Raw genomic sequence first — 24,184 nt, 5'->3', positions numbered from 1 at the left:
AACCATGCTAACGATTTTCAATAAATATAAATCCAAGGGTATCATCATTTCGCTCGATACTCCCGGCGAAAACCTAAGTCTTAAAGGTAATCTGGCCAGCCTCACCGCAGCCGACAAGGACGAGCTGAAACAACATAAGGAGGCGCTGATCAACTTCATGAAGGCGCAAAGGCAGGCCAGGCAGTTCATTCCGCAGGCGGTATCGCGGGATGCCAGGTATCCGTTGTCGCCTGGCCAGAAAAGTATCTGGGTAGATGATCAGCTGGCAAATGGTAAACATACCTATATCATCCCTGCTGTATATCGTTTCAGTCTGCCGGGCTTTACAAGGGAAAACCTGATAGCTGCTGCAGGCGCCCTGGCGGCGCATACGGAAATATTACGTACGGTTATCCGCAGTGAAGGAGGAGAACCCTATCATCTTACGCTGGAGCATATCGATATAGATCAGCACCTTTCTTTTATAGACTACAGCAGTCACCCGGATCCTGAAACGCCTATCCGGGCAGATATGACTATGATCCTGGCAAAGCCGCTGGCATACGAAGCGTTGCCGCCCTGGCAGATGACCTGTTTTATGCTGCCGGGAGAGGAGTGCTGCCTGCTGCTGAAGATTCATCACCTCATTGCAGATGGTGAATCGCTGGGATTGATGGTGCAGGAAATGATGGGGAAGTACGATCTGGTGTTGTCGGGAAAAGAGATGCCTACCCCAAAGGATACCTTTCAGTTCCGCGATTTTGTGAACTGGATCAATGATAAAAATCTGTTTACCCCGGCTGCGGCTTTCTGGCAACGGGAGTTATCCGGTTTTGAAGAAAATGCCGAACTGCCGGCACTATGGCCGGAGGCAGGTGCTATGGGCGCTGGTAATGAATATGCAGTAGTACTGGCAGCGGAAGTATATGAGCAGGTGATGCACTACGTGCAGGAGCAACGCATCCATCTTTCTGCTTTGCTGACGGCCTGCTACAGTATTGTAGTCAGTAAGTATACCGGCAGCCGGGACTTTGTTATCGGTACGCCTGCTGCCGGCAGAAGCCATGCACAGTTGCAGACCGTGATCGGCGATTTTGTAAACGTATTGCCGGTGAGGGTGAAGATGGATTATACACAGGGACAACATGCGTTTATTGCTGCGGTGCAACAAACGTTTTATCAGGTGCTGGAACACCAGTTGTATCCGTTTGAATATATACTGGAAGATATTGGGTATCAGCATAAAGGGGAAGGCTATCCGCTGTTTAATGTGATGATATCCTTTCCGAATAACCTGTCGTTGGACATAGAAGAAAGCGGACTGCATGCTACCCGTAACAGGAGCATGTATGATCTTACCTGCACGGTCATTGCGGCGCCGGCAGGATTGAAGCTGGTATTTGAATATAAAACATCGAAGTTCAGCAGCCAGGCTATTGCCCGGTGGGCGAAAGAAATGGAATGGGTGCTGACGCAACTGATACAACCTGTATCTGTACCATTGTCGGCTATTAAGTTGCTGACACCGGAAGAAGAAACGGCCATGCTGCTGCTGGGAAAAGGACAGGAGAAAGTGGAGGTGCCGTTTCTTTCGGTACCGGCGGCTTTTGTACACCAGGTACTGATAAATCCCGCTGAAACGGCGGTGATAGCGGGAGAGAGAAGGAGTACTTACGAAGAAATTTACCGGGAAGCCACGAAGCTGGCTATCAACCTGCAGCGCAATGGTGTTCGTAAAGGAGATAGGGTGGTCACCCTGTTACCCGCTTCCACGGCGCTGATTGAACTCATGTGGGGGATATGGTTTGCCGAAGCCGTATATGTACCTGTGGATCCGGAAGGCCCGGCAGAGAGAACAAAGGCAGTACTGGAAGATTGTACACCGGCACTGGTGGTAGACGGCTCCGTACTTTCCGGACTACGGTCTGTCGCCGTGATTCCTGATGTGGCGAACGAGTGGTCGCAACCGGACGATATGGCTTACCTGTTGTATACATCCGGCAGTACCGGTATCCCCAAAGGGGTGATGGTATCTCATCGTAACCTGGTCTGCAAGCTGTTTGAGGAGAAAGCATTGTTGGCACATGCCGGAAAAATAGTGACGCTTTCACTTACCAGTCCTGTATTTGATGTTGCTTTTCTGGAGACGGTTTTTCCGCTGATATGCGGAGGTACCGTTGTCGTGACAGGCAAAACCACAGCAGTGCCGGCTGATATTATTATCCGCGAAAAGGTAACGTTGCTGCAGGGGACGCCGACCTATTTTACCCATTTTATATCAGAGCTGCAGGCAGCCGATGCAATAAAGCTGAATGCCACATTGAAAATCATCTGTATCGGAGGAGAGTCGCTCAATGAAGTTTTATTGGGTAATATAAAGAAATTGCTTCCGGACGTTTGTGTGAATAACCACTACGGCCCTACAGAGATTACGATAGACGCCGTAGTGAACAGGAATGTAACTTCCTTTCATCAGAATATCATTGGAAAGCCTATCGGAAATACCGGGGTGATGATCACAGACAGTTGTGGTAACCTGCTACCTGTCGGGGTGGCCGGCGAATTATTGATTACCGGACCATCGGTGGCAGCAGGCTACTGGAACCGGGATGCGCTGACGGCAGCGCAATTCCGTACGCATCCGCTATCTGCCGATAAGGTGTACTGTTCCGGCGACCTGGCCAGATGGACTCCTGACGGTAATGTTGCCTTCATCGGCAGAAAAGACAGGCAGGTAAAACTAAGAGGATACCGTATAGAGCTGGAGGAAATTACCCATGTATTAAAACGGTATCCATTGGTGACAGATGCCTTTTCCGGAGTGATTGGACAGACCCTGGTAAGCTGGATAGTATGTAGCGGGGAAACAGATGAAACACTTATCAGGCATTGGTTAAAACAACAATTGCCCGATTACATGATCCCATCCGCAATTGCTTTCATCGACCATATGCCAGGGAATAGCAATAATAAAGTCGATACCCGGCAGCTGCCTGTACCTGCAACATTACAGGTAGCCTATGTTGCGCCGCGCAACAGACTGGAAGAAGAGATCACCGCTATCTGGCAGGAAGTATTGCAGCAGGAACAGCCGGGCATCTATGCCAACTTCTTTGAACTGGGCGGACATAGCCTCAAACTCATGAAGCTGATCAACCGTTATGCCGCAGTCTTCAATGTAGCGCTCAACCCACGTGAACTGTTTAACCGGGTAACGATAGAAAGTCATGCCTGGCTGATAAGCCGCACGGGCAAAGTATACCAGGATACTATTGAACGTATACCGGAGGCCGCAGATTATGCTGTTTCCTTTGCACAAAAAAGAATATGGGTGTTGAGCCAGCTGGATGCCGGCTCAAAGGCGTATCACATGCCAACAGCCATGCGCCTTGCTATGCCCCTGAATGTACCGGCCTTCCTGGAAGCCATGGAACAGGTGGTGGCAAGACATGAAATGCTCCGCACGGTATTTCTGCAGAATAGTCAGGGAGAGCTAAGGCAACGGATATTGCAGCCGGCGGAAACCGGGTTTAAAGTAGATTACGAAGATTACAGTCACCGGGCCGATGCCATCACCTATCTCACTACTACCTATTTCGATCGTATCAGGGAAGCCGTATTCCCGTTGGATAAAGGACCACTGCTGCGTGCCGGTCTGTTCAGGACCGGACCGGAAGACTACCTGTTCCTGCTCAATATGCATCATATTATCAGCGACGGCTGGTCTATGGAAATATTGATCCGGGATGTGCTGCATACTTATGGGGTGCTTACAGGCAGTATAACCACAGCGCTGCCACCATTGGAGATTCAATACAGGGATTATGCCGCCTGGCATAACCAGCAGTTATCCGGTGATTCGCTGCAGGCACACCGCTATTACTGGCAACAGCAGCTGGCAGCACTGCCCGGTGTGCTGGACCTGCCTGGCTGGCAGCAACGGCCTGTCATGAAAACCTATAATGGCGCCATCATACCATTTGCCTTCTCCGAAACAACTACCCGGCATATACATACCTTTATCCGGCAACACGGAGGCAGCCTTTTTATGTGTCTGCTGGCAGGATTGAATGGCGTATTATACCGTTATACGAGACAAACAGACATGATTATCGGTACGCCGATGGCTACACGCAATCATGCTGCACTGGAAGACCAGATTGGTTTCTATATCAACACGCTGGCACTGCGTTCCCGCTTTGCGGCAACAGACAGCTTTGCGGCACTCTATGAACACGTAAAGCAAACCACCCTCGATGCTTATAATCATCAGCAATATCCTTTTGATAAACTGGTAGATGATCTCCGGTTGCCGGTAGCCATCAACAGAAATCCGCTGTTCGATATCATGCTGGTATTGCAAAATACAGAACAGGAACAACACGATGCCAAAGCCACCTTCCGGCAGTTTGCTGCCGGCATCAGCTATATAGCAGATCATACCACTACCAGTCATTTTGATATTACGTTGCTGTTTACAGAAACGGAAGAAGGGATATCAGGTACGGCTGAATATAATACGGATATCTATCAGGAAGCATTTGTCGCACAGTTGCTGCGTCACCTGGAATCCTTTATCAATAAGGGAATAGTGGAGGAAGACGAGGCAATAGCCACACTGGATTACCTGCAGGAGGAAGATAAAACCTACCTGTTGCAGACACTCAATAATACCGATAGTGATTATGCCCGGAATGGCACTGTCATTTCTCTCTTCGAGTCACAGGTAGAAAGTACCCCCGATCACATCGCACTGGTTGCCGGTGAAATAACCCTGACTTACCGTCAACTGAATGAATGGTCGAACCGGCTGGCGTATTATCTGGTGACGCATTATCATATACGGCCTGACGACCTGATTGGGATGAAGCCGGACCGGGATGAATGGATGATCATTACCGTGCTGGGGATATTGAAATCCGGCGCCGCATATGTACCCATTGATCCGCAGTATCCGGAGGAAAGGATCCGCTTTATGGAACAAAACAGCGGCTGTCGTACGATTATCGACAGCCGGGAGCTGGCGGTTTTCAGAAGCCATTTTTCGGATTACAGTGAGCGTAATCCTGAAAAAATGTACACCGCAGCTAATCTCGCTTATATTATCTATACCTCCGGGTCTACCGGTAATCCTAAAGGCGTGATGATGGAGCACCGGCAGCTGAATAATCTCATTACCTATCACCGCCGGCTGGATATCAGCTACGAAAGGGTGACGCAGTTTACCAGCATCAGTTTTGACGTTTCTTTCCAGGAAATATTTTTCACCATCACCAGGGGCGGTACCCTGCATGTACTTAGTGAAGCCACAAAAATAAATCCTGAGTTGCTGATAGCGTATGTACAGCAGCATGCGATTACCACTTTGTTCCTGCCTACTTCATTTTTCAGGAATCTGGGGAACGATCGTCATTTTCTGACCGGGTTGAAGACGGTCAGCGACATCGTAGTGGCGGGTGAACAGTTGTTGTTGTCACCAGCCGTACAGGATTTTTTACAGGAAAATACTGTGAGGTTACATAATCATTACGGCCCGGCCGAAGCACATGTGGTAACTACCTATACGATCCCGGCTGCACAGGCGGCAACAGTGCCCCCCATCGGAAAACCCATTGCCAATACCCGTATTTACATCCTGGATGAACTGCTGGGATTACAACCCAACGGCACTTTCGGGTACCTGTACATCGGCGGCGATGCCGTTGCCAGGGGCTATCTGAACCGGGAAGACCTCACGGCAGAAAGATTTATTGCAGATCCTTTCGGACAGACGGCCCGCCTGTACCGGACCGGTGATCTGGGGCGATGGCTGCCGGATGGCAATATCGAATTCCTCGGAAGAAATGATGATCAGGTGAAGATAAGAGGATTCCGGGTGGAGCTGGGTGAAATTGAAAGTCAGTTGTTACAGCATCCTTTCATTACTGCCGCTACCGTGATGCTCCGGAAAAATGAAGATAGCGCGGAAGGTAAACTGGTAGCGTACCTGGTAAGTATACAGCCGCTGACGCCCGGAGACGTAAAGGCATTTCTGCTGACCCGTATGCCCCGTTATATGGTACCTGACTATTATAGCAGGATAGATAGTATACCGCTTACCAGCAACGGGAAAGTAAATCGTGCCCTATTACCGGAAGTAACAGCTGAAAACGGTGCTAACGATATCGCCTATACGCCACCGGCGACAGCTGCGGAGAAAAAGCTGACAACCATCTGGCAGCATATTCTCGGTATCGGAACCGACAGGATAGGCGTAGATGATGATTTTTTTGAACTGGGAGGACACAGCCTGAAGGTCATCAGCCTGTTGACTGCTGTCAGAAAAACATTTGGGGTGGCGCCGCCGCTCACGGGATTTTACCGGCATACCACTATCAGGAACCAGGCACTCCTGATCAGTCACACCACCACCGGGCAGGAAATAGCGATTCTGCCCGCGGCACCTGCTGATGGCTATACGCTTTCGCCTTCACAGCTGCGAATATGGCTGGTAGAACAATTGACAGATAACGCTGCCGGATATACGATAGGCGGTAGCTACCCCCTGGACCCCGACATCAACCCCGAAGTGTTGCGTGTAGCGCTGGACAGTGTGATACGCCGTCATGAAATACTGAGAACCATTTTCGGGGAAAAAGAGGGCGTTCCTCATCAGCTGGTAAAGGAAACCTACGATATCAACGATTATCTCGACATACATCTTGCTACTGCAGATGAAGAAAGTGTAACGGAGGAGATAAAAAATAACATAGCCGGTACCCGGTTCAACCTGGAAACAGGGCCTTTGCTGAAACTGGCTTTCGTAAACAATGGAAAAAAGGCGGTATTGTTTTTCAATATGCACCATATCATCAGCGATGGCTGGTCGATGGAAATATTGCTCCGCGACCTGTTTACTTATTACGATGCAGCGATAGCGGGTGAAATACCGCAGTTACCGCCCCTCCCCATACAGTACAAAGACTACGCGGCATGGTTGCCGCCATATCTCGCTGGTGAAAAACTGCGTAGCATGGAGGAGTACTGGATCGCACAGCTTTCCGGTACATTGCCGCTACTCCGGTTGCCGGCCGATTTTGAGCAGGATAACGCTATCTCCGCTACAGCCGGTACATATGAAGTAGTAGTAGATGCTACATTACATAACCATATCCGGCAGTTCATCCTGGAGCATAACAGCAGCCTTTTCGGCCTGTTCATTGCGGCCTGTAAAATTGTACTGAGCCGGCTCACGGGCCTGACAGACATCATAACCGGCATACCGGTGGCCAACAGAGATCCTGATGAGGTCAAAGACCTGATAGGTTGTTTTCTGAATACGTTGATGTTAAGAGATAAAGTGGATGCACAGCAGCCCTTTGTCGCCTTTCTGCAAGAGGTGAATAATACCCTGGTCAACGGATTGGAAAATCAGGCCTATCCGTTTGAACAGTTGCTCGATAAACTGCAAATAGATAAGCACTTTCATCATTTTCCGGTAAGCCCCGTGTTCCTGAACATGCTGAACTTCAACAACACGGTTCGGGCCCTGCCGGAAAACTATGTACCCGTCGATAATCCACATACAGGCTTTACCAGATTTGATCTGGAATGTTACTTTGAAGCAGTGGAAAACGGCCTGATAATCAGTTGTACCTATAAAAACAAATTGTTTAAACCGGCGACTATTGCTTCCTGGATGAATGCTATAGTGGATGTCTTACAGCAGGTGATGGTGCATCCGGCCATCCTGATAAACGAGGTGGCGCTTTTCCGGGAGCCGGTTGAGCGCACCTTGATGCCGGTACCCCGGCAACCATTTGTACCTTTTGAAGCCACCGCTGTGAACCAGTCAGTGGTGGCCCGCTTTGAGGAGATCGTGCAACGCTGCCCGGATAATGTAGCAGTAAACGAGGAGGGCATCATCTTCACCTATGCCACGCTGAATGCCTGCGCCAACGGACTGGCTACGCGATTGATGGAACAGCGCATGGCGGATCGGTACAAAGTGGCATTACTGATGGAACACGGCATTGAAGCGATCATCGGTATGTTGGCCGTATTGAAGGCAGGCCTGACTTATGTACCATTAGATCCTCACTTCCCGGTGGAAAGGCTGGTATATATCCTCGAAGACATTGACTGCGGGTTGATGATTGCTTCACCGGGAGAAATGGAACTGGCTGCCACCATCACAGCAAAGCTGCCTGAGGTGCCCGTATTGGTGTATAAGGACATCGCACCGGAAGAGGAAAATATAGGTGTTGACATCGCGCCGGATAGTCCGGCTTACATCCTGTATACCTCCGGTTCTACCGGCCAGCCCAAAGGAGTGATACAGCTGCACGGCAATATCCTGCATTTCATCAGGGTGTACACCAATAACCTGCATATCGATGCTGCTGACCGCCTCAGTCTTATGCCGGCATATACCTTCGATGCTGCCGTCATGGATATATATGGCGCATTGCTCAATGGCGCCTCGTTGTATCCCTATGATATCAAACAAAGAGGTCTGGAACAGCTGGGAGACTGGCTTACGGCCTGCGGCATTTCTATCGTTCATACCGTGCCTACGATCTACCGGTATTTTATATCCAAACTGCAGGAAGAAGTATTTGAAAACATACGACTTGTTGTACTGGGAGGAGAGGCCGTTTATAAATACGACTTCGACAACTTCAAAAAACATTTTGGCAGTAATGCCATCCTGATTAACGGATATGGCCCTACGGAATCTACCATCACCTTGCAGAAGTTCCTGGATCACCACAGCGTGGTAACAGCAGGAAGTATCTCGATCGGATATCCGGTAACGGATACGCAGATATACCTGTTGCACGCAGATGGCCGGCTGGCAGGGATATACGAGGAAGGGGAAATTGTCTACAAAAGTAAATACCTCGCACAGGGGTATCTCAACAAACCGGAACAAACGGCAAAAGTATTTACAACCGATCCGTTTACCGGAACAGAACGGGTATATCGTTCCGGAGATCTGGGCCGGTTGCTGCCCAATGGGGAAATTGAATTTATCGGGCGTAAAGACAATCAGGTAAAGCTCAACGGACAACGGGTGGAGCTACCGGAAATAGAACTGCAACTATTGAAGATACCCCTGATCGCAGAAGCAGTGGTGGTGGTGAAAACATGGAATGGGGAAGATACCCTGGTTGCCTACCTGCGGGTAGTCGCTCCGCTGGAAACAACAGAGGTGAAACGCAGCCTGGCAGCAACCCTCCCTGCTTATATGGTGCCGGCCAGGTATGTGTTGCTGGAGCAGTTTCCCCTGACGGCAACCGGAAAGATCAGCAGAATGGACCTGCCGGAACCTGCGGAAACAGCAGTGCCCTTAGCTCCTTATGTGGCTCCGGTCAATAATGTGGAAGCCACATTGGTGGATATCTGGAGTGAAGTGTTACAGATAGCGAAAGAGAAAATCAGTACCGGATATTCCTTCTTCGATCTTGGGGGTAACTCCATAAAACTCATAAAGGCCAATGCCCTTATCTCGCGGGCATTCAACAGGAAACTGCCGGTTACCACACTTTTCAATTACCCCAATATTCATTCACTGGCGGCCTGGCTGGGTGGTGGCGAGCTGGCTGCTGTATCGGCAACAGATGAAGAGTTGGATACAGCTGTAGGCAGGATGGAGGATCTGTTAAAACTTATAAACGATAATCATGATGAAGCATAATCATCCTCTTACAGGACTTGAAATTGCTATTGTTGGTATGGCATGCAGATTTCCCGGTGCATCCGACTGGCGGGAATACTGGCGGAATCTGGTGGCGGGAAAAGAGTCCGTATATTTTCTGTCAGACGAAGAACTGGCATCGATGGGGGTGGATAAGGAGGTGACAGAAAGGAAGGATTTTGTGAGAGCGGTATCGTATCTAAAAGACAAAGATCATTTTGATGCCGGTTTTTTTAATTATACACCGGATGAAGCAAAATTTCTGAGTCCGCAGATAAAGGTTTTTCATGAGTGTGTATGGCAGGCGCTGGAAGATGCCGGGTTTAACCCCGATAAAAATACTGTGCCTGTAAGCCTGTATGCAGGTACCCGGGATGATCTTAACTGGACGATATATAGTATGCTGGGGAATACTGCGCAGGAGGTAGATGAATTTACATTGAGTCATTTGAATAATAAAGATTATCTCACGTCTTTACTGGCGTATAAACTGAATCTGCGGGGGCCTTCCTTTGCATTGCATACTGCTTGCTCCACATCGCTGGTAGCCATTCACGAGGCTTGCAAAAGTTTGCTGCTGAGTGAAACGAAAATAGCAGTAGCCGGTGGTGTGAATATTGTAACGCAGCAACAGGCGGGGTATTTTTTTCAGGAAGGGATGATCAACGCGGCGGATGGGCACTGCCGTACCTTTGATAAAGATGCCACAGGCACCGTATTGGGCGAGGGGGCTGGCGCGGTGGTGTTAAAACGGCTGGCAGATGCCATAAATGACGGGGATCATATTTATGCAGTGATTAAAGGAAGTGCTGTCAATACAGATGGCGCCCGGAAAATAGGCTTTACAGCACCCAGTGTGGAGGGACAGGCGGAGTGTATCCGGAAAGCGCTGCGGTTCAGCAAGGTGGAGCCGGAAACAATCAGCTATGTGGAAGCTCATGGCACGGCTACACCGTTGGGCGATCCCATAGAAATTGCTGCCCTGAATATTGCATTCAGTAAGGCGATATCGCATCGTTGTGCCATTGGTTCCGTAAAAACAAATATGGGGCATCTTGATACGGCTGCCGGCATTGCCGGACTTATCAAAACAGCCCTCAGTCTGAGGTTCAGGAAAATACCTGCCAGTCTGCATTACAACGAGCCTAATCCGGAAATAGATTTTGCTTCCGGTCCCTTTTATGTAAATGCACAGCTGGCAGATTGGACGCCGCAGGGAGATACGCCATTACGTGCAGGCGTTAGTTCATTCGGGATCGGTGGGGTCAATGCGCATGTTATACTGGAAGAAGCCCCGCCGCAAACACCGGTGGCAGATGAAGCGCAGTCTTCTCCGGCTATCAACATCCTGACCTTATCTGCCAAAACAAAAAATTCGCTGGACCGCTATACGGAAAGTCTGAAAAGATTTATACAGCAAGATCCGGCTGTTAACCCGACAGATATTGCCTACACCTTGCAGACCAGCCGCAAGCATTTTGAATATAGAAGAGCGATTGCATTCACTCATCCGGAAACGTTGATGGATACGTTGCAGACAGACGAGGTAAGTCCGGTGGTGAGAAGGCTGGACGGCACACCGGACGTGATTTTTATGTTTCCCGGCCAGGGCTCGCAGTATGTAAATATGTGCCGGGAACTGTATCTCAACGAACCTGCCTTCAGGGCTACTATGGATAACGGATTTGGTTTGTTCAGGCGGGTTACCGGCGAAGATTTGAAAGCAATTCTTTATCCGGAGGGGGCTGATACAGGTGTCATTAACGAAGCGGCGTATGCGCAGTCCATCATCTTCCTGATAGAATATGCATTGGCGGCGCTGTTGATGTCGTATGGAATAAAGCCGCAAGGCATGATCGGGCATAGTGTGGGTGAATACACGGCGGCCTGTCTGAGTGGGGTACTTGATTTTGAAACAACCCTGACACTACTGATAAAACGTGGGAAGTTAATGCAACAAACCCTTGCCGGTAGTATGTTCAGTGTTTCGCTGACGCCTGCTGCTGCGGCGGGCTATCTGACTGTACGTATTGCGCTGGCGGCAGTGAATAGCCCGGACCAGGTGGTACTTTCCGGCGAGCAGGCTGCGATGGCAGAACTGGCGATACAGTTGGATACTGCTGGTATCTCCTATACAAAATTACACACGTCGCATGCATTCCATTCTCCTATGCTGGACCCTATGCTGGACGATTTCAGGCAGGAGGTAGCACGGTTGGAGTCAGGTGCGGCAACCATCCCATATATCTCTAATCTGACCGGTATGATGATGCGCGACAGCGATATCAGTGAGGGTGATTACTGGGTAAAACATATGAGAGACACAGTGCAGTTTTCTGCCGGCATAACAGTGCTCCGGGAACAATTCCGGAACCCGGTATTTATCGAAGTGGGAGCGGGGCATGCCCTCATCAACCTCGTCAGGCAGCATCCGCAAAATAATCAGGCGCCGGTTGCCGTGAACCTGGTGAGGAGTGTGAAGGAAAGCGTTGCGGACGACTGGTATTTTACAACCCGCATAGGCCAGCTGTGGGCGCTGGGTGTTCCGGTAGACTGGAATCGTTTTTATCCCGGTGGAAAAGGAAAAAAGATTTCCCTGCCGCCTTATACTTTTGAACCCATCAGGTATCCTGCAGAAGTGAATGCCTGGAAAATGCTGACAGATAGCGGTATGCTTACCGGTGCTGAAAGCAGGCAGGTAAATGACTGGTTTCACCGCGTGCAATGGAAACAGGGCTGTCGGTTACCGGGTCAGAAAAAGGATTTCTCTGCACAGCCTATACTATTGTTTGCAGCGCCGGGTGATGAAGGTATAACAGCATCCCTGTACCAACAGCTTACAGCCGTAGCTGCAACAGTTACGCTCATTAATAACGGTGATTACTATACGCAGCAGGGCGACGGGTATCTGAAAAAGCCCGGGGATGAAAGCGATATGAATGCCTTGTTTGCAGACTTGAAACGCCGTGGGATAAGGCCGGCGGGCATCATACATTGCGGGGCATGTACGGCAGCCGGTGCGGATGTTTATAAAGAGCTGCTGCATATCGCACGGAGTTATGTACAGTATTTTCCGGAGGACAATCTCCATATCGATGTCATAGGAAAATACTGGTATAACATATCCGGGAATGAAACCATTGTACCATTGAACGCATTGGTGCTGGGAGCCGTAAAGGTGATTCCGCTGGAATTTGAGCAGATTACCTGTCGCGCGGTAGAGATAGACGCTGCAGACAATACGGTGCAGGCGTTGATGCAGGAACTGCATACCCTGCCGGAAGACCAGGAAGTGGCGCTGCGGGGTCGCAACCGGTACATAAAAGGGTTTGAGAAGATCAACTTTCAGCTACCAGCTGCCAGCCCGGATATCCGGGTGAACGGTACCTATCTCATCACCGGAAGTGGCGGCATGGGCCGGCTGTTTGCCCATTACCTGGCCACGGAATACAAGGCCTCCCTGATTCTTGTCAGCCGGGGAGCAGAAGATACCGCCTTTGCTGAACAGATCAGAGAAAAGGGAGGTAAGTGGATATACATCCGTACCGATTTTACAGATGAAACATTACTGGCTGAAGGGATCCGGCAGGCGGAAAGTATACTGGGGCCGGTGAACGGAGTATTGCATACCGCAGGCATAGGCGATTACGCCGGGATGATTTTCCGCAGATCGGACGCCGATGATGAAAAGATATTTGCCGCCAAGGTAGGCGGAACGCAGCTGCTGAGCCGGATATTCCGGGAGAAGGAGCTGGATTTTTTTGTGAATTGTTCTTCACTGGCCGCCTCATTCGCACATATAGGGCAGGTAGGCTATGTAGCCGCCAACATCTTCCTCGACACCTTTGCGGAATGTGGTCAGCCTTCTTACCCGGTGATCAGCATAGAATGGGGCGCACTGAAAGAAGTAGGGATGGCGGTTGACGCCACCAGGCATCTTAATCAAGAAGAACAGCGGGAGCAGCTGAAATATAGCTGTACACCGGCAGAAGCTATCCGTGCGCTAACGGGCGCCCTGTATCTGAAACTCCCCGTGCAGCTCATTGCTACCAGAAGTATTAAAGCACTCTCAGAAAGGCATCTCCGGCGTCCTGATAACCATCAGGGGCATACGGAAGAAAAACTGTTACAGGAAAGACCTGCTTTATCTACTGCATACATTGCTCCGGAAACAGCCACAGAGCATCAACTGTCCGAACTGATACAGCTGGCACTCGGTATTAGTCGTGTAGGCGTCATCGATAAGTTCTTCGAACTGGGCGGAGATTCCCTGAAAGGCATGACGTTGCTGAAAAAAATAAAACAGGAAATGAATATAGAATTTCCAGTCAGACTTTTTTTTGAAAAGCAAACGATCCGGCAACTGGCAGCTGCCATAGATGATATCAGATTTGTACTCGAGAAGAAAGAAAGAACCTCAAAAATAACGATTTGACAATGGAAAATGAAATCTTAACCCTGATCAGAAATCTGAAAGAGAGCAACGTAGACCTGACGCTCGTTGGTAATGACCTGGAAATAAATTATGACGGGACATTATCCGAAATACTTTATGACCGTATAAAAGCACGCAAATCAGAAATCGTAGGATTTTTGAAAGCAATCCAGGAAGAAGCCGGGACGCGGGAAACGACAGGTATAATGGAACAACTCACCCCTTTCCAGAAAGGAATCGTGAGTTATGTCAAAAACAACCCGGATAGTAACCGGTATATCCTGCAATTCACCTTCAGATTCGATGAAACCTTACCCTTTACTTTCTTTCACCAGATATGTAGTATACTGGTATCACGGCATGAAATACTGAGAACCATTTATGATTTTGATGATAGTCAAGGTATGTTTACCGCACAGGTGCTGCCGGCAGACTGCCTGGTATGCAACAAGATCGAAGCCGGAACGGCAGCAGAGATAACCCGGCAGCTGGAACAGTTAAGTACCCGGAAGTTTGATATCAGCACCCGGCCGCTGATAAGATTTCATCTCCTGGAAACACCTACCGGATCTATCGCCGTCATCAACATACATCACCTGATTATGGATGGCAATACCGTATCGCTGTTGCTGGAAGAATTATGGCAGATAGGAGAAGACCTGAAAGCGGGCCGCCCCGTGCCTGTTTCCCTCGCAGACAACCGGCAGTTTTCCACTTATGTGAAGTGGATGAATAATCTTGACAGAAAGAAATCAGTCGCCTACTGGAAACAGCAGCTTAGTAATTGCAGTCCTGCTTTACCGGAATCCTGCAGTGTGGGAGAGGTACCGGCTGCACAACAGGTATATAGGGAACTAAAACAGGAATATACTTTAGATGCAGCTAGTCTCCGGCTGTTGAAAGCGGAAGGGTTATCCTTGTCTGCGGCATTCAATTTTTTCACGGGACAGGCACTCGCCGCCTGCTTTGGCTATCAGGAATTTATATGGGGTAATATGGTAACATTACGCCCTTCGGAATTGCACGGGATAGAAAATGTAATGGGGCCTTGTATCGCTACCATTCCGGTGAGAATGAACTTCGGTACAGACAAACCGGTAACGGACATGATCCGGGAGTTGCAGGCACAGGTGCTGGTGTCCAGAGAAAATGCCAACCTTTCGCTGAGTGAAATATTTAATGCCGGCGGCAGTCATAATCTGTTCAGTGTATTGTTCAGCTATCAGCATTTCAGTAAAACAAACCAACCGGCTACCGGGCAGGAAATCAATATCAGCGATGCCGGCAGAAGTGTAACGTCTCACTTTCCGCTAACGGTGATGGTGTACGAAAGAGATACGGCCGTGAACCTGATCGTGAGCTATCGGGCAGACCTGTTTACCGGATGGGTACTACAGTCGGTCATGCATACTGTGGCAGGTAATTTCAATCAACTTACTTCATTGGCGGAGCAATCTGTCTCCGCTTTGGATATTTTCACTGCGCCGGCAGCCATCAGCCCTGCAGTACTAAGGGGAGAGGTAGTGCCGGCGGGGGCATATCCCGTATCGCTGACAGACTGGTTTATGCAGGCCGTGGAACGGTATCCGCAACAGATTGCCGTTCGTGATCACGATGGTAAGGAGGTTACCTATGCCGCATTGGATCAGATGAGTAATTACATTGCAGCGCGATTGATCAGTCATCAGATCAGCGGAGCGGTGGGCATTCACCTGCACCGTTCCGTGAAGGCCATTGCAGGCGTCATCGGCACACTGAAAGCAGGTTGTCATGTCACGAGCCTGGAGAAGGATTTTCCGGAAGAAAAATTATTGTGGCTGCATGCCGCCATTGGTATAAAAGCAGTGATTGCTGACGAACAAGCAGTTTTGCTGCAGGCATTACCGGCCGATATCCTGCAGATACCACTGGGCGTGGAGGTCCCCTTGTATGATACGGCGATCACCTTCCCAGTGATCACAGCAGATATGGTCTGCGCAGTGAATTATACTTCCGGCTCCACCGGAGAACCCAAAATGGTATTGACTTCGCACGGAAGTCATCTGAACCGGTTGCAGTGGCTATATACACAATTCCCTGCGGAGGGCCACGACGTTTATTGCCAGAAGACATTGCTATCGTTTGCACCGGCTATACGTGAAATATTTGAACCGCTTGTGCAGGGGGCAACCTTATACTTATTTCCGGAAGCAGCTACCAAAGACCTGGAACTCTTTGAGCAAACCCTTGCCAACAGCGCTATTACAAGAATATTTCTGACACCCACCTTCCTGCAGCTGCTGGCAGATAACCATAAAATTTCCTGTTTGTCAGGACTGTCCATCCTGGAAATCAGCGGAGAACCGGTAAAGGTGACACTGTTGGAAAAAATTCGCGGGCAGCTGCCTGCTGTAAGGTTGCTGAACCGCTATGGCGCCACGGAAGCAGCATCAGTGGTGTATTATGAATATACGAATGCAGACAACAGCCCGTCCTCCTTTGTACAATTGGGAACACCTATTGCCAATACCCGGGTGTATGTCATGGATGAATCCCTGAAACCCAGACCGGTAGGAGTAGTCGGTGAAATTGTACTGGCCGGTGATAGCCTTGCCAGCGGTTATAGGGATGAGGTGCCGGAAGCAGGTGTATTTATTCGCGGAGTAGCTGAAAAAGAACCGGTGTTGCTGAAAACAGGTGACCTGGGGTATATAGATAACACTGGTAAACTTTGCTACCAGGGCCGGAAGAACCGGATGATAAAGATACGTGGGTTCAGGATCGAGCCGGGTGAAATAGAATTTAACCTGATGCAGCATACGTCTGTTGAACAATCAGCTGTGATACCGTTGAATACCAATGGGGGGCAGCGCATCATCGCGTTCTGTGTGCCGGCAGAAAAAGAAGTACAGCTGAATAACATCGCTATCAGGGCTTTCCTGCAGGAGCGGATGCCATCTTATATGTTGCCGCATGAAATCAGGAAGATAGACAGCATTCCGGTAACGGCGAGTGGAAAAGTGGATTACAGACGTCTGGAAAGTATGGTGGCTACTGATGTTTCGCGCAACACGGCCAATGCCCCGGTAACTCCTACCGAGCGCGCGATATATGATATTGTGAAGCTGCTCCTGCCGGAGATACAGCTGGATGCGCAGACAGACTTCTTCGAACTGGGGCTGGACTCCATTCTGGTGATGCGGGCAACCTATGAAATAAGAAAGCAGTTCGATGTAAAAATAGCCGGATCGGATATCTATAGCTGTAACAATATACAAAAGCTGGCCGGACTGATTGATAAAGTACGCAGGTCCGGCGATCAGGGTATTGGCTATTATACCCTCAATTTCAAAGCAGCAAACGAACATGTTATTTTCCTGATACCGCCCATTGTTACCAATTCACTCATCTATCATGGCCTGGGACCATTTGTGCCGGAAGGATTGTCTGTTGTGGTGTTTGATCCGTTTGACGTGGAAAAATACAAAGCCCAGAGTGATACCCTGGAAGAAATGGCGGCGGTATATGTAAACAGTATACTGAACATAGGTAAAGAGAAAGTGATACATCTGGCCGGCTGGTCATTCGGCGCCAGTGTTACCTACGAAGCTGCCGTACAGGTGCAGAAAAGCGGGGTGGAAGTGAGGTCGCTGATACTGATAGATCCTGGTTTTAATACCTCCGATTATGACGATGATATCAGCAGGGAGAAACTGGTAAACATTCTTAACCAGCTGTTGATACAGGGAGGAATCGACCCCAAGGCAGAAAGTGGTGTGGCAGAAACGTTCACGGAGCTGATGTATAAAGCTAATTTCCTGATAAAACAGTACCGGCCGGGTGATTTTGAAGGAGAGATCAATCTGGTGAAACCAGCGAGTGTATCCTCTTTTGAACGCAACTTCGACAAACCCTTCAATGGTATTGAAAAATTCAGCGGTAGTAAGGTGCAGGTAAGTACTATTACCGGCAACCATATGACGATGATGTTCAAACCATTTGAAGAAATAGCCGGGATTTTCTTCGGAAATATCAGGTATGATAAGCGTTAGTTGTTTTTCATAAAAAGATCAGCACATGGATACTATTCCCCAAATATTATTACTGGACACAATTGCCGATAAAGGTACAGCAGCGATACGCGAATTTGCCCATATTGTTGACGGAAGGTCCTGGTCGCAGGAAGAGATCAGACAGCGGATCGCCCCTTTTGATGGCCTGGTGATAAAAAGCAATAACTGGATAGGAGCCGATCTGTTGCGGGCGGCGGTCAATCTCAAAGTGATTGGCCGTGCCGGCGCCGGATTGGATAATATAGATGTGGCCGAAGCGGCCGCCAGGAATATCGAAATTATTTGTTCCCCCGAAGGAAATGTCTGTAGTGTAGCCGAGTACGTTATATGTATGGCGGTGTTACTGGGGCATCAGCTGCAGGAGGCACATGAAGGCTCCAGGCGGAATGATTTCAGAAGACATAGCTGGCAGGGCAGGAACCTGCAGCAGATGACAGTGGGCATTATTGGCCTGGGAAATATCGGACGCGGCGTACTTGAAAAAATAGCGCCCCTCTGCCGGCATGTATATGGTTATGATCCTTATGTCAGGCAACTGAATGGCCCATGGGACGAACGTTTTACCATGATGGAGCACTTGCATGAAATATTACAGCTGTCTGATATTGTTACCTTACACCTGCCACTGACAGCAGAAACGACCGATATGTTTGATGATACAGCTTTTTCGTATATGCGGCCGGGTAGTATACTCATCAACTCTTCGAGGGGGCGTATTATCAACGATCAGGCTTTGCTGAAAGCATTGAAAACCGGCGTCGTCGCCTCCTGTGCGTTAGACTCGCTGTATCCGGACCCGGTTTACAACAAGGCGCCGGAAGATGCCACCTATAGCCATTTCTTTGTGCATCACCCCAGGGTGTATTATACGCCACACATTGCTGCAGGAACCAAAGACGCCCTGGAAGAGGTGGCTTGCAATCTTGCCAGGAAAATGAAAGCCTGTTTATACAAGTCACATTCATTTGTTCACCCTTTAAAATAACGGCCATTAAATCCAAGATCCATACAACCGCAGCCCCAACGCCGGGGGGTAAATACTCTCAGGCAATCAAGTCCGGTAACCTCGTGTTTCTCAGCGGACAACTTCCCATGAATGCAACAACCGGCGTCATTGAAATGGATGATCCGCATGAAATGTACAGGATATGTTTCCGTAACCTCGCCGCTATCTGTGCAGCAGCAGGTGGGCATCTTAACCAGATCGTCAAATTACAGGTGTATTACACGGATATCTGCTACGCCTCTTTTCTGGATGAAGTAATTCCTGAATTTTTTCAGGAACCTTATCCCGCAAGGATACGATTGGTAGTAAAAGAAATATCGAAAAAAGCAAAAGTAGAAATAGATGGGATCATGGACCTGGAGATAGAAAGCGGTATTTGAACACTCTAAAGGTATTTTTATGATAGGAAAAGGATTTGAAATAGCAGACAATACCGGTATTGCTGATTATGTACTTGCTTTACTGCAAAGCGAGGAACAACTCAGCAGCGAAGCGCTGCATATGACGGCCAACGAAAATGTGTTGTCGAGAACTGCAGAAAGAGCGTTGGCCAGCGTGCTGTCGCAACGTTATCATATCGGCACTTCAAATGACTACCATTTTAATCATATTGCCCAGAAATCCAGCCTGCTGTTCAGAGGTCTGCCCAATATCTACCGGCTGGAATCATTGTCGCATGAAGTGCTGAGAAAATGCCTGAAAGGTACAGTTTCGGATACCCGGATGTTGTCGGGCATGCATGCCATGATGAGCGCTATCTCCAGCCTTACGGAGCCCGGTGATATGGTACTCTCCGTTCATCCGGATGGGGGCGGGCATTTTGCGACCGGAAACCTTATCAACAGGTTGGGACGCAGGAGTGTTTTTATTGAACATGATCCCCGGGAATTACTGCTTTCCTTGTCTCATCTGAAAAAACTGAAACAGGAACACAAAAATATCAAAGCGGTTTTTCTCGACGACAGCGCTCCGCTATATCGCATGCCCGTGGCAGCAGTAAGGGATATCCTGGGAAAGGAAGTAACTATTGTATACGATGCCTCCCACACGCTGGGACTGATCATGGGAGATGCCTATATCAACCCGCTGAAAGAAGGCTGTGACGTTATACAGGGAAATACGCACAAAACATTCCCCGGTCCGCAAAAAGGGCTACTTCATTTTGCAGATAAAAGTACCGGTGAAAAAGCCATGGAAGTAATCGGCAGTTCCCTGGTATCCAGTCAGCATACGCATCATGCAATTGCCTTGTACATCACGATACTGGAAATGGAAATGTATGGCAGAAGCTATGCGCAGACGACCATCGAGAATGCCCGGCTGTTGTCTGAGTACCTGGCCGGACATGGTTTACAGCTGCTAAGCAACGGAAAGTCATTCACCGACAGTAATCAGTTTCTGTTGCGGGTGCAGGAAGGAATGACCAACCATGAGGCATACCGGCGACTGCATGAATCACATATCTGTGTAAATGTCAAAAATGTGTTTCATCAGAATGTGATCAGGATAGGCGTTCAGGAACTGACCAGATGGGGAATGAAGGGCGATGAAATGAAAGAGATTGCAGATATACTTCGGATTATACTGCTGGAAGGAAGTTCACAGCATACGACGGCAAGAGTGGATGAACTAAGAAAAACATATAATAGTGTACACTTTTCTTTCGATAGCGATCTGGAGAAAATTTCAATGATGCAGTAATATTATCACTGATAACCCATAGTTGATGAAAGCACCCCATTTTGTCCCGTTTCGTTTTGTTGCCGGCTGGCAACTGGTCCGCATCATATTAAAAGGCGTATTGTCCGGCCTGGCAGGTTTTCTTTTTCTGGTGATGGTAAACCGTATGATTGCGTTATTGCTGGCAGGCCAATACAAACAGTTCGACGTTACACAGGTCCTGATATTTGCACCGCTTATCCTGGTTTTTATCCTGGCCAGAAAAAGCTTTGCAACGGATGTAGTCCGGTTTTCTCAAGGTGTTTTCTGGAAAATAAGGAATGAAATCCTGTATATCCTCATCCGGTCGGATTACGCACAGCTACAATCCCGGAAAGAGCAGGTCCAGGCCGCATTGGTGTATGATGTGAATGTACTGACACAGGCATCCCTGAATATAATCCAGTTCGCGATTTCGCTGGTGATGCTGCTGGCTTGTATGGGATATATGGCGATCAGGTCACTGCCACTTTCGGGGATTACATTGGGGGTGGCCGCATTGGGTGTTGCAGGATACCTGCTGAGTACAAAACAGCATAACGGGCACCTCCGCCGGGCACGCGATCTCGAAAACGACTTTATTAAATACTTTGGCGCCATTATGGGCGGATTCAAGGAAATACAGATGGATCCCGCCAAAGGAGACGATATTTATAACAGCAGGATACTGCCGGTGGCGGAAGCCGCATACGATAGCAATACCCGGGCATATACCGGGTTGCTGCATAATCAGATGAGCGGACAGGTACTTTTTTATCTGCTCATTTCCTTTATCCTGATCTACTATAGTGTGGCATCGGGTATAAGTGTATCCGTTACCGTTGGTTTCCTGTTTATATTACTCTATCTGCTCTCTTCCATTGAAACAATTATGGTATTGTTACCCAGCCTGCTGCAGGCGAGGATGTCTGCCAGAAGAATCGCGGAGCTGAAACAACAACTGGTGATGTCAGACAATAAAGTATTCCCGGAACAGCAGCCGGCCACCACAGATACCTTCAGTAATATCAGGATCACAGCGTTGACCTACTGTTACCATAATAAGCAACTGGAAACTACCTTCCGTTCCGGTCCTATCAACTTTCAGGTCACAAAGGGAGATGTTATCTTCATCTATGGCGGTAATGGCAGCGGTAAAACAACCTTTATCCTTTTGCTGCTCCATCTGCTGAAAGCGGATACAGGAACGATTACCTTTAACGGCCAGTTATTGAAAACAGAAAATGCCAGCCAGTATAAATCCCTGTTTGCTATTGTATTCAATGATTTCTATCTGTTCGACGAATTTTACGGACACAGAAATATGGACCGGGAGAAAGCGATGCACCTGATAACATTATTTGAAATACAGGAGAAGGTGACGATAACAGCAAACGGATTTTCGTCCATCGATCTTTCTACCGGGCAACGAAAGCGGCTGGCGTTGATTGCGGTACTCCTGGAAGACCGGCCGGTAGTTATATTGGATGAGTGGGCCGCTGACCAGGACCCTGGTTTCAGGAAGAAATTCTATAGAGAGATCATACCTTATCTTAAAGGGGAAGGCATTACGGTAATCGCTATCACACATGATGATGCCTATTATCATTGTGCAGATAAACTATTTAAAATGGAATACGGGCAGCTAACGGATGAAACCATGATCTTCCAGGAAAAGCGTATGGTAGTCTGATGCCGGGATCAAATTATTTTAATTAACCGCCACATTTATTTATACAACTATGCATTGGTATACCATTACAAATGTTTCAGAGATAGATTCACCATCATTGGTGCTGTACAGGGATAGAGTGAAAGATAATATCCTTGCATTGAAAAGTATGCTCAATGATACGGACCGGCTACGGCCGCATGTGAAAACGAATAAAATGAGCGAAGTATGCCAGATGTTGCTGGAAGCAGGTATCCACAAATTTAAGTGTGCGACCATCGCGGAAGCGGAAATGCTGGCTGCTGTCAAAGCGCCGGATGTATTACTGGCGCATCAGCCTGTAGGCCCGAAAGTGAACCGCTTTTTCAGCTTGATGACGGTCAGTCCTGATACCGTTTTCTCTTGTATTGTTGATAATGCAGGAACCGCTGATATCCTGTCGGCTGCAGCCAGTGAAGCTAACCGGCAGCTGGAGGTGCTGATCGATGTGAATGTGGGGATGAACAGAACGGGTATCAAACCTGAAAAGGCGCTGGAGCTGTATCGTTACCTGCAAACATTACCGGGGCTGATATGCAGAGGACTACATGTATATGATGGGCATATCAGGGATGTGGATCTGGCGGCGCGCAGCAAAAGAGTGAATGAATGTTTTGAAAAAGTGACACCGGTGATAGCTGGCATTACAGCCATATCCGGTGAGCCGCCCCGCATTGTTGCCGGCGGATCACCTTCTTTTCCCGTACATGCCGGCAGAATGGGCGTAGAGTGCAGTCCGGGCACCTTTGTTTTTTGGGATGGACTGTATAAACGTATACTGCCGGATGAACCGTTCGATCATGCGGTATTGATTGTTACCCGGGTCATATCAGTACTGGATGACCAGTTGTTATGCCTGGACCTGGGACATAAGTCTGTAGCGGCAGAGAATCCGTTTCCGCGGGTACATTTTCTGAATGCACCGGAGGCGGAAGCCGTGTCGCAAAGTGAAGAACACCTGGTGATGAAAGTACCGGATACCCGTGTTTATCAGGTAGGAGATGTATGGTATGGGGTGCCGCTGCATATCTGCCCGACGGTAGCATTGCATCAGCATGTGCATGTGATAGAAGCCGGTATGGCGGGCGTTAAATGGAAAGTGACGGCAAGAGACCGGATGATTAATGTATGATTTTTTTCGATGGATAGGTAGATATTACTGCCTCGTGAGGTGATATATGTGGTAATACCATAAAGAATATTGATGGGGATGATAGCCTTTCAAACGACACTTAATGAAATAGGTGGTCGTTTGGGAGGCTGTTATTGTTTATAGCATACCTTTTTTTTGATAAAGATAGCATCGGAGAGGAGAGGTACAGGTATGGTATAAATGCAGGTTGTTAATATGGTTGGAAATGGTGTACTATTGATCGGTAGTATGTTCAGGTGGTGTAATAAACGAACTTTATGGCGCGAAGCCGGGACAGCAGATATGTCCCGGCTTTTAGTTTAATATGACTGTATGGTAGCTCTTGGAAATGGAAGCAGAAGGTGTCGTATTGGGGGATGTCTGTCATATTAAATCAAGTGATTGGGGTATAATAAATAGGTGTCATTTGGACAATTTAATACTTTATTAGGAGGGTCGGATAAATAGCAGACGTAGTAGAGGAATGCGTGT

At 48.5% G+C, this 24,184-nt stretch carries 8 protein-coding genes; all 8 read left to right on the top strand.

From position 1 onward, the window contains the following. Nucleotides 1-4: 4 nt before the first annotated feature. The 8 genes from OL444_RS20940 to OL444_RS20905 are packed head-to-tail and all read left to right on the top strand — an operon-like array spanning nt 5 to nt 23,692. Nucleotides 5-9,658 (top strand): non-ribosomal peptide synthetase, encoded by a 9,654-nt coding sequence (locus OL444_RS20940; protein ID WP_264729963.1) that lies wholly within the window; start codon nt 5-7, stop codon nt 9,656-9,658. Further along, on the top strand, nt 9,645-14,093 hold the full coding sequence (locus tag OL444_RS20935; protein ID WP_307734952.1) for a type I polyketide synthase: 4,449 nt from the start codon (nt 9,645-9,647) through the stop codon (nt 14,091-14,093). Before OL444_RS20940 ends, OL444_RS20935 begins: the two co-directional genes overlap by 14 nt. 2 nt (nt 14,094-14,095) lie before the next feature. Continuing rightward, nucleotides 14,096-18,124, top strand: coding sequence for a non-ribosomal peptide synthetase (locus tag OL444_RS20930; RefSeq protein ID WP_264729965.1), 4,029 nt, complete (start codon nt 14,096-14,098; stop codon nt 18,122-18,124). A gap of 25 nt (nt 18,125-18,149) precedes the next feature. Continuing rightward, complete coding sequence (locus tag OL444_RS20925; RefSeq protein WP_264729967.1) at nt 18,150-19,130, top strand: NAD(P)-dependent oxidoreductase; 981 nt, start codon at nt 18,150-18,152, stop codon at nt 19,128-19,130. After that, nucleotides 19,061-19,531 carry a RidA family protein gene (locus OL444_RS20920; RefSeq protein WP_264729969.1) on the top strand — a complete coding sequence of 157 codons (471 nt, stop codon included), beginning with the start codon at nt 19,061-19,063 and terminating at the stop codon, nt 19,529-19,531. Before OL444_RS20925 ends, OL444_RS20920 begins: the two co-directional genes overlap by 70 nt. A gap of 19 nt (nt 19,532-19,550) precedes the next feature. Continuing rightward, nucleotides 19,551-20,852, top strand: coding sequence for a PLP-dependent aminotransferase family protein (locus OL444_RS20915; RefSeq protein WP_264729970.1), 1,302 nt, complete (start codon nt 19,551-19,553; stop codon nt 20,850-20,852). Between the two features lie 25 nt (nt 20,853-20,877). Next, nucleotides 20,878-22,542, top strand: a complete 1,665-nt coding sequence (locus tag OL444_RS20910; protein ID WP_264729971.1) for a cyclic peptide export ABC transporter — start codon at nt 20,878-20,880, stop codon at nt 22,540-22,542. Nucleotides 22,543-22,591: 49 nt separating this feature from the next. Beyond that, nucleotides 22,592-23,692: a D-TA family PLP-dependent enzyme gene (locus OL444_RS20905; protein ID WP_264729972.1), complete on the top strand. Its 1,101-nt coding sequence runs from the start codon at nt 22,592-22,594 to the stop codon at nt 23,690-23,692. The last annotated feature ends 492 nt before the right edge of the window (nt 23,693-24,184 follow it).

Source organism: Chitinophaga nivalis (assembly GCF_025989125.1).
Classification (GTDB): domain Bacteria; phylum Bacteroidota; class Bacteroidia; order Chitinophagales; family Chitinophagaceae; genus Chitinophaga; species Chitinophaga nivalis.
Note: the sequence above shows the minus strand (reverse complement) of the source record. Positions and strands in the feature narration are given on the sequence as shown.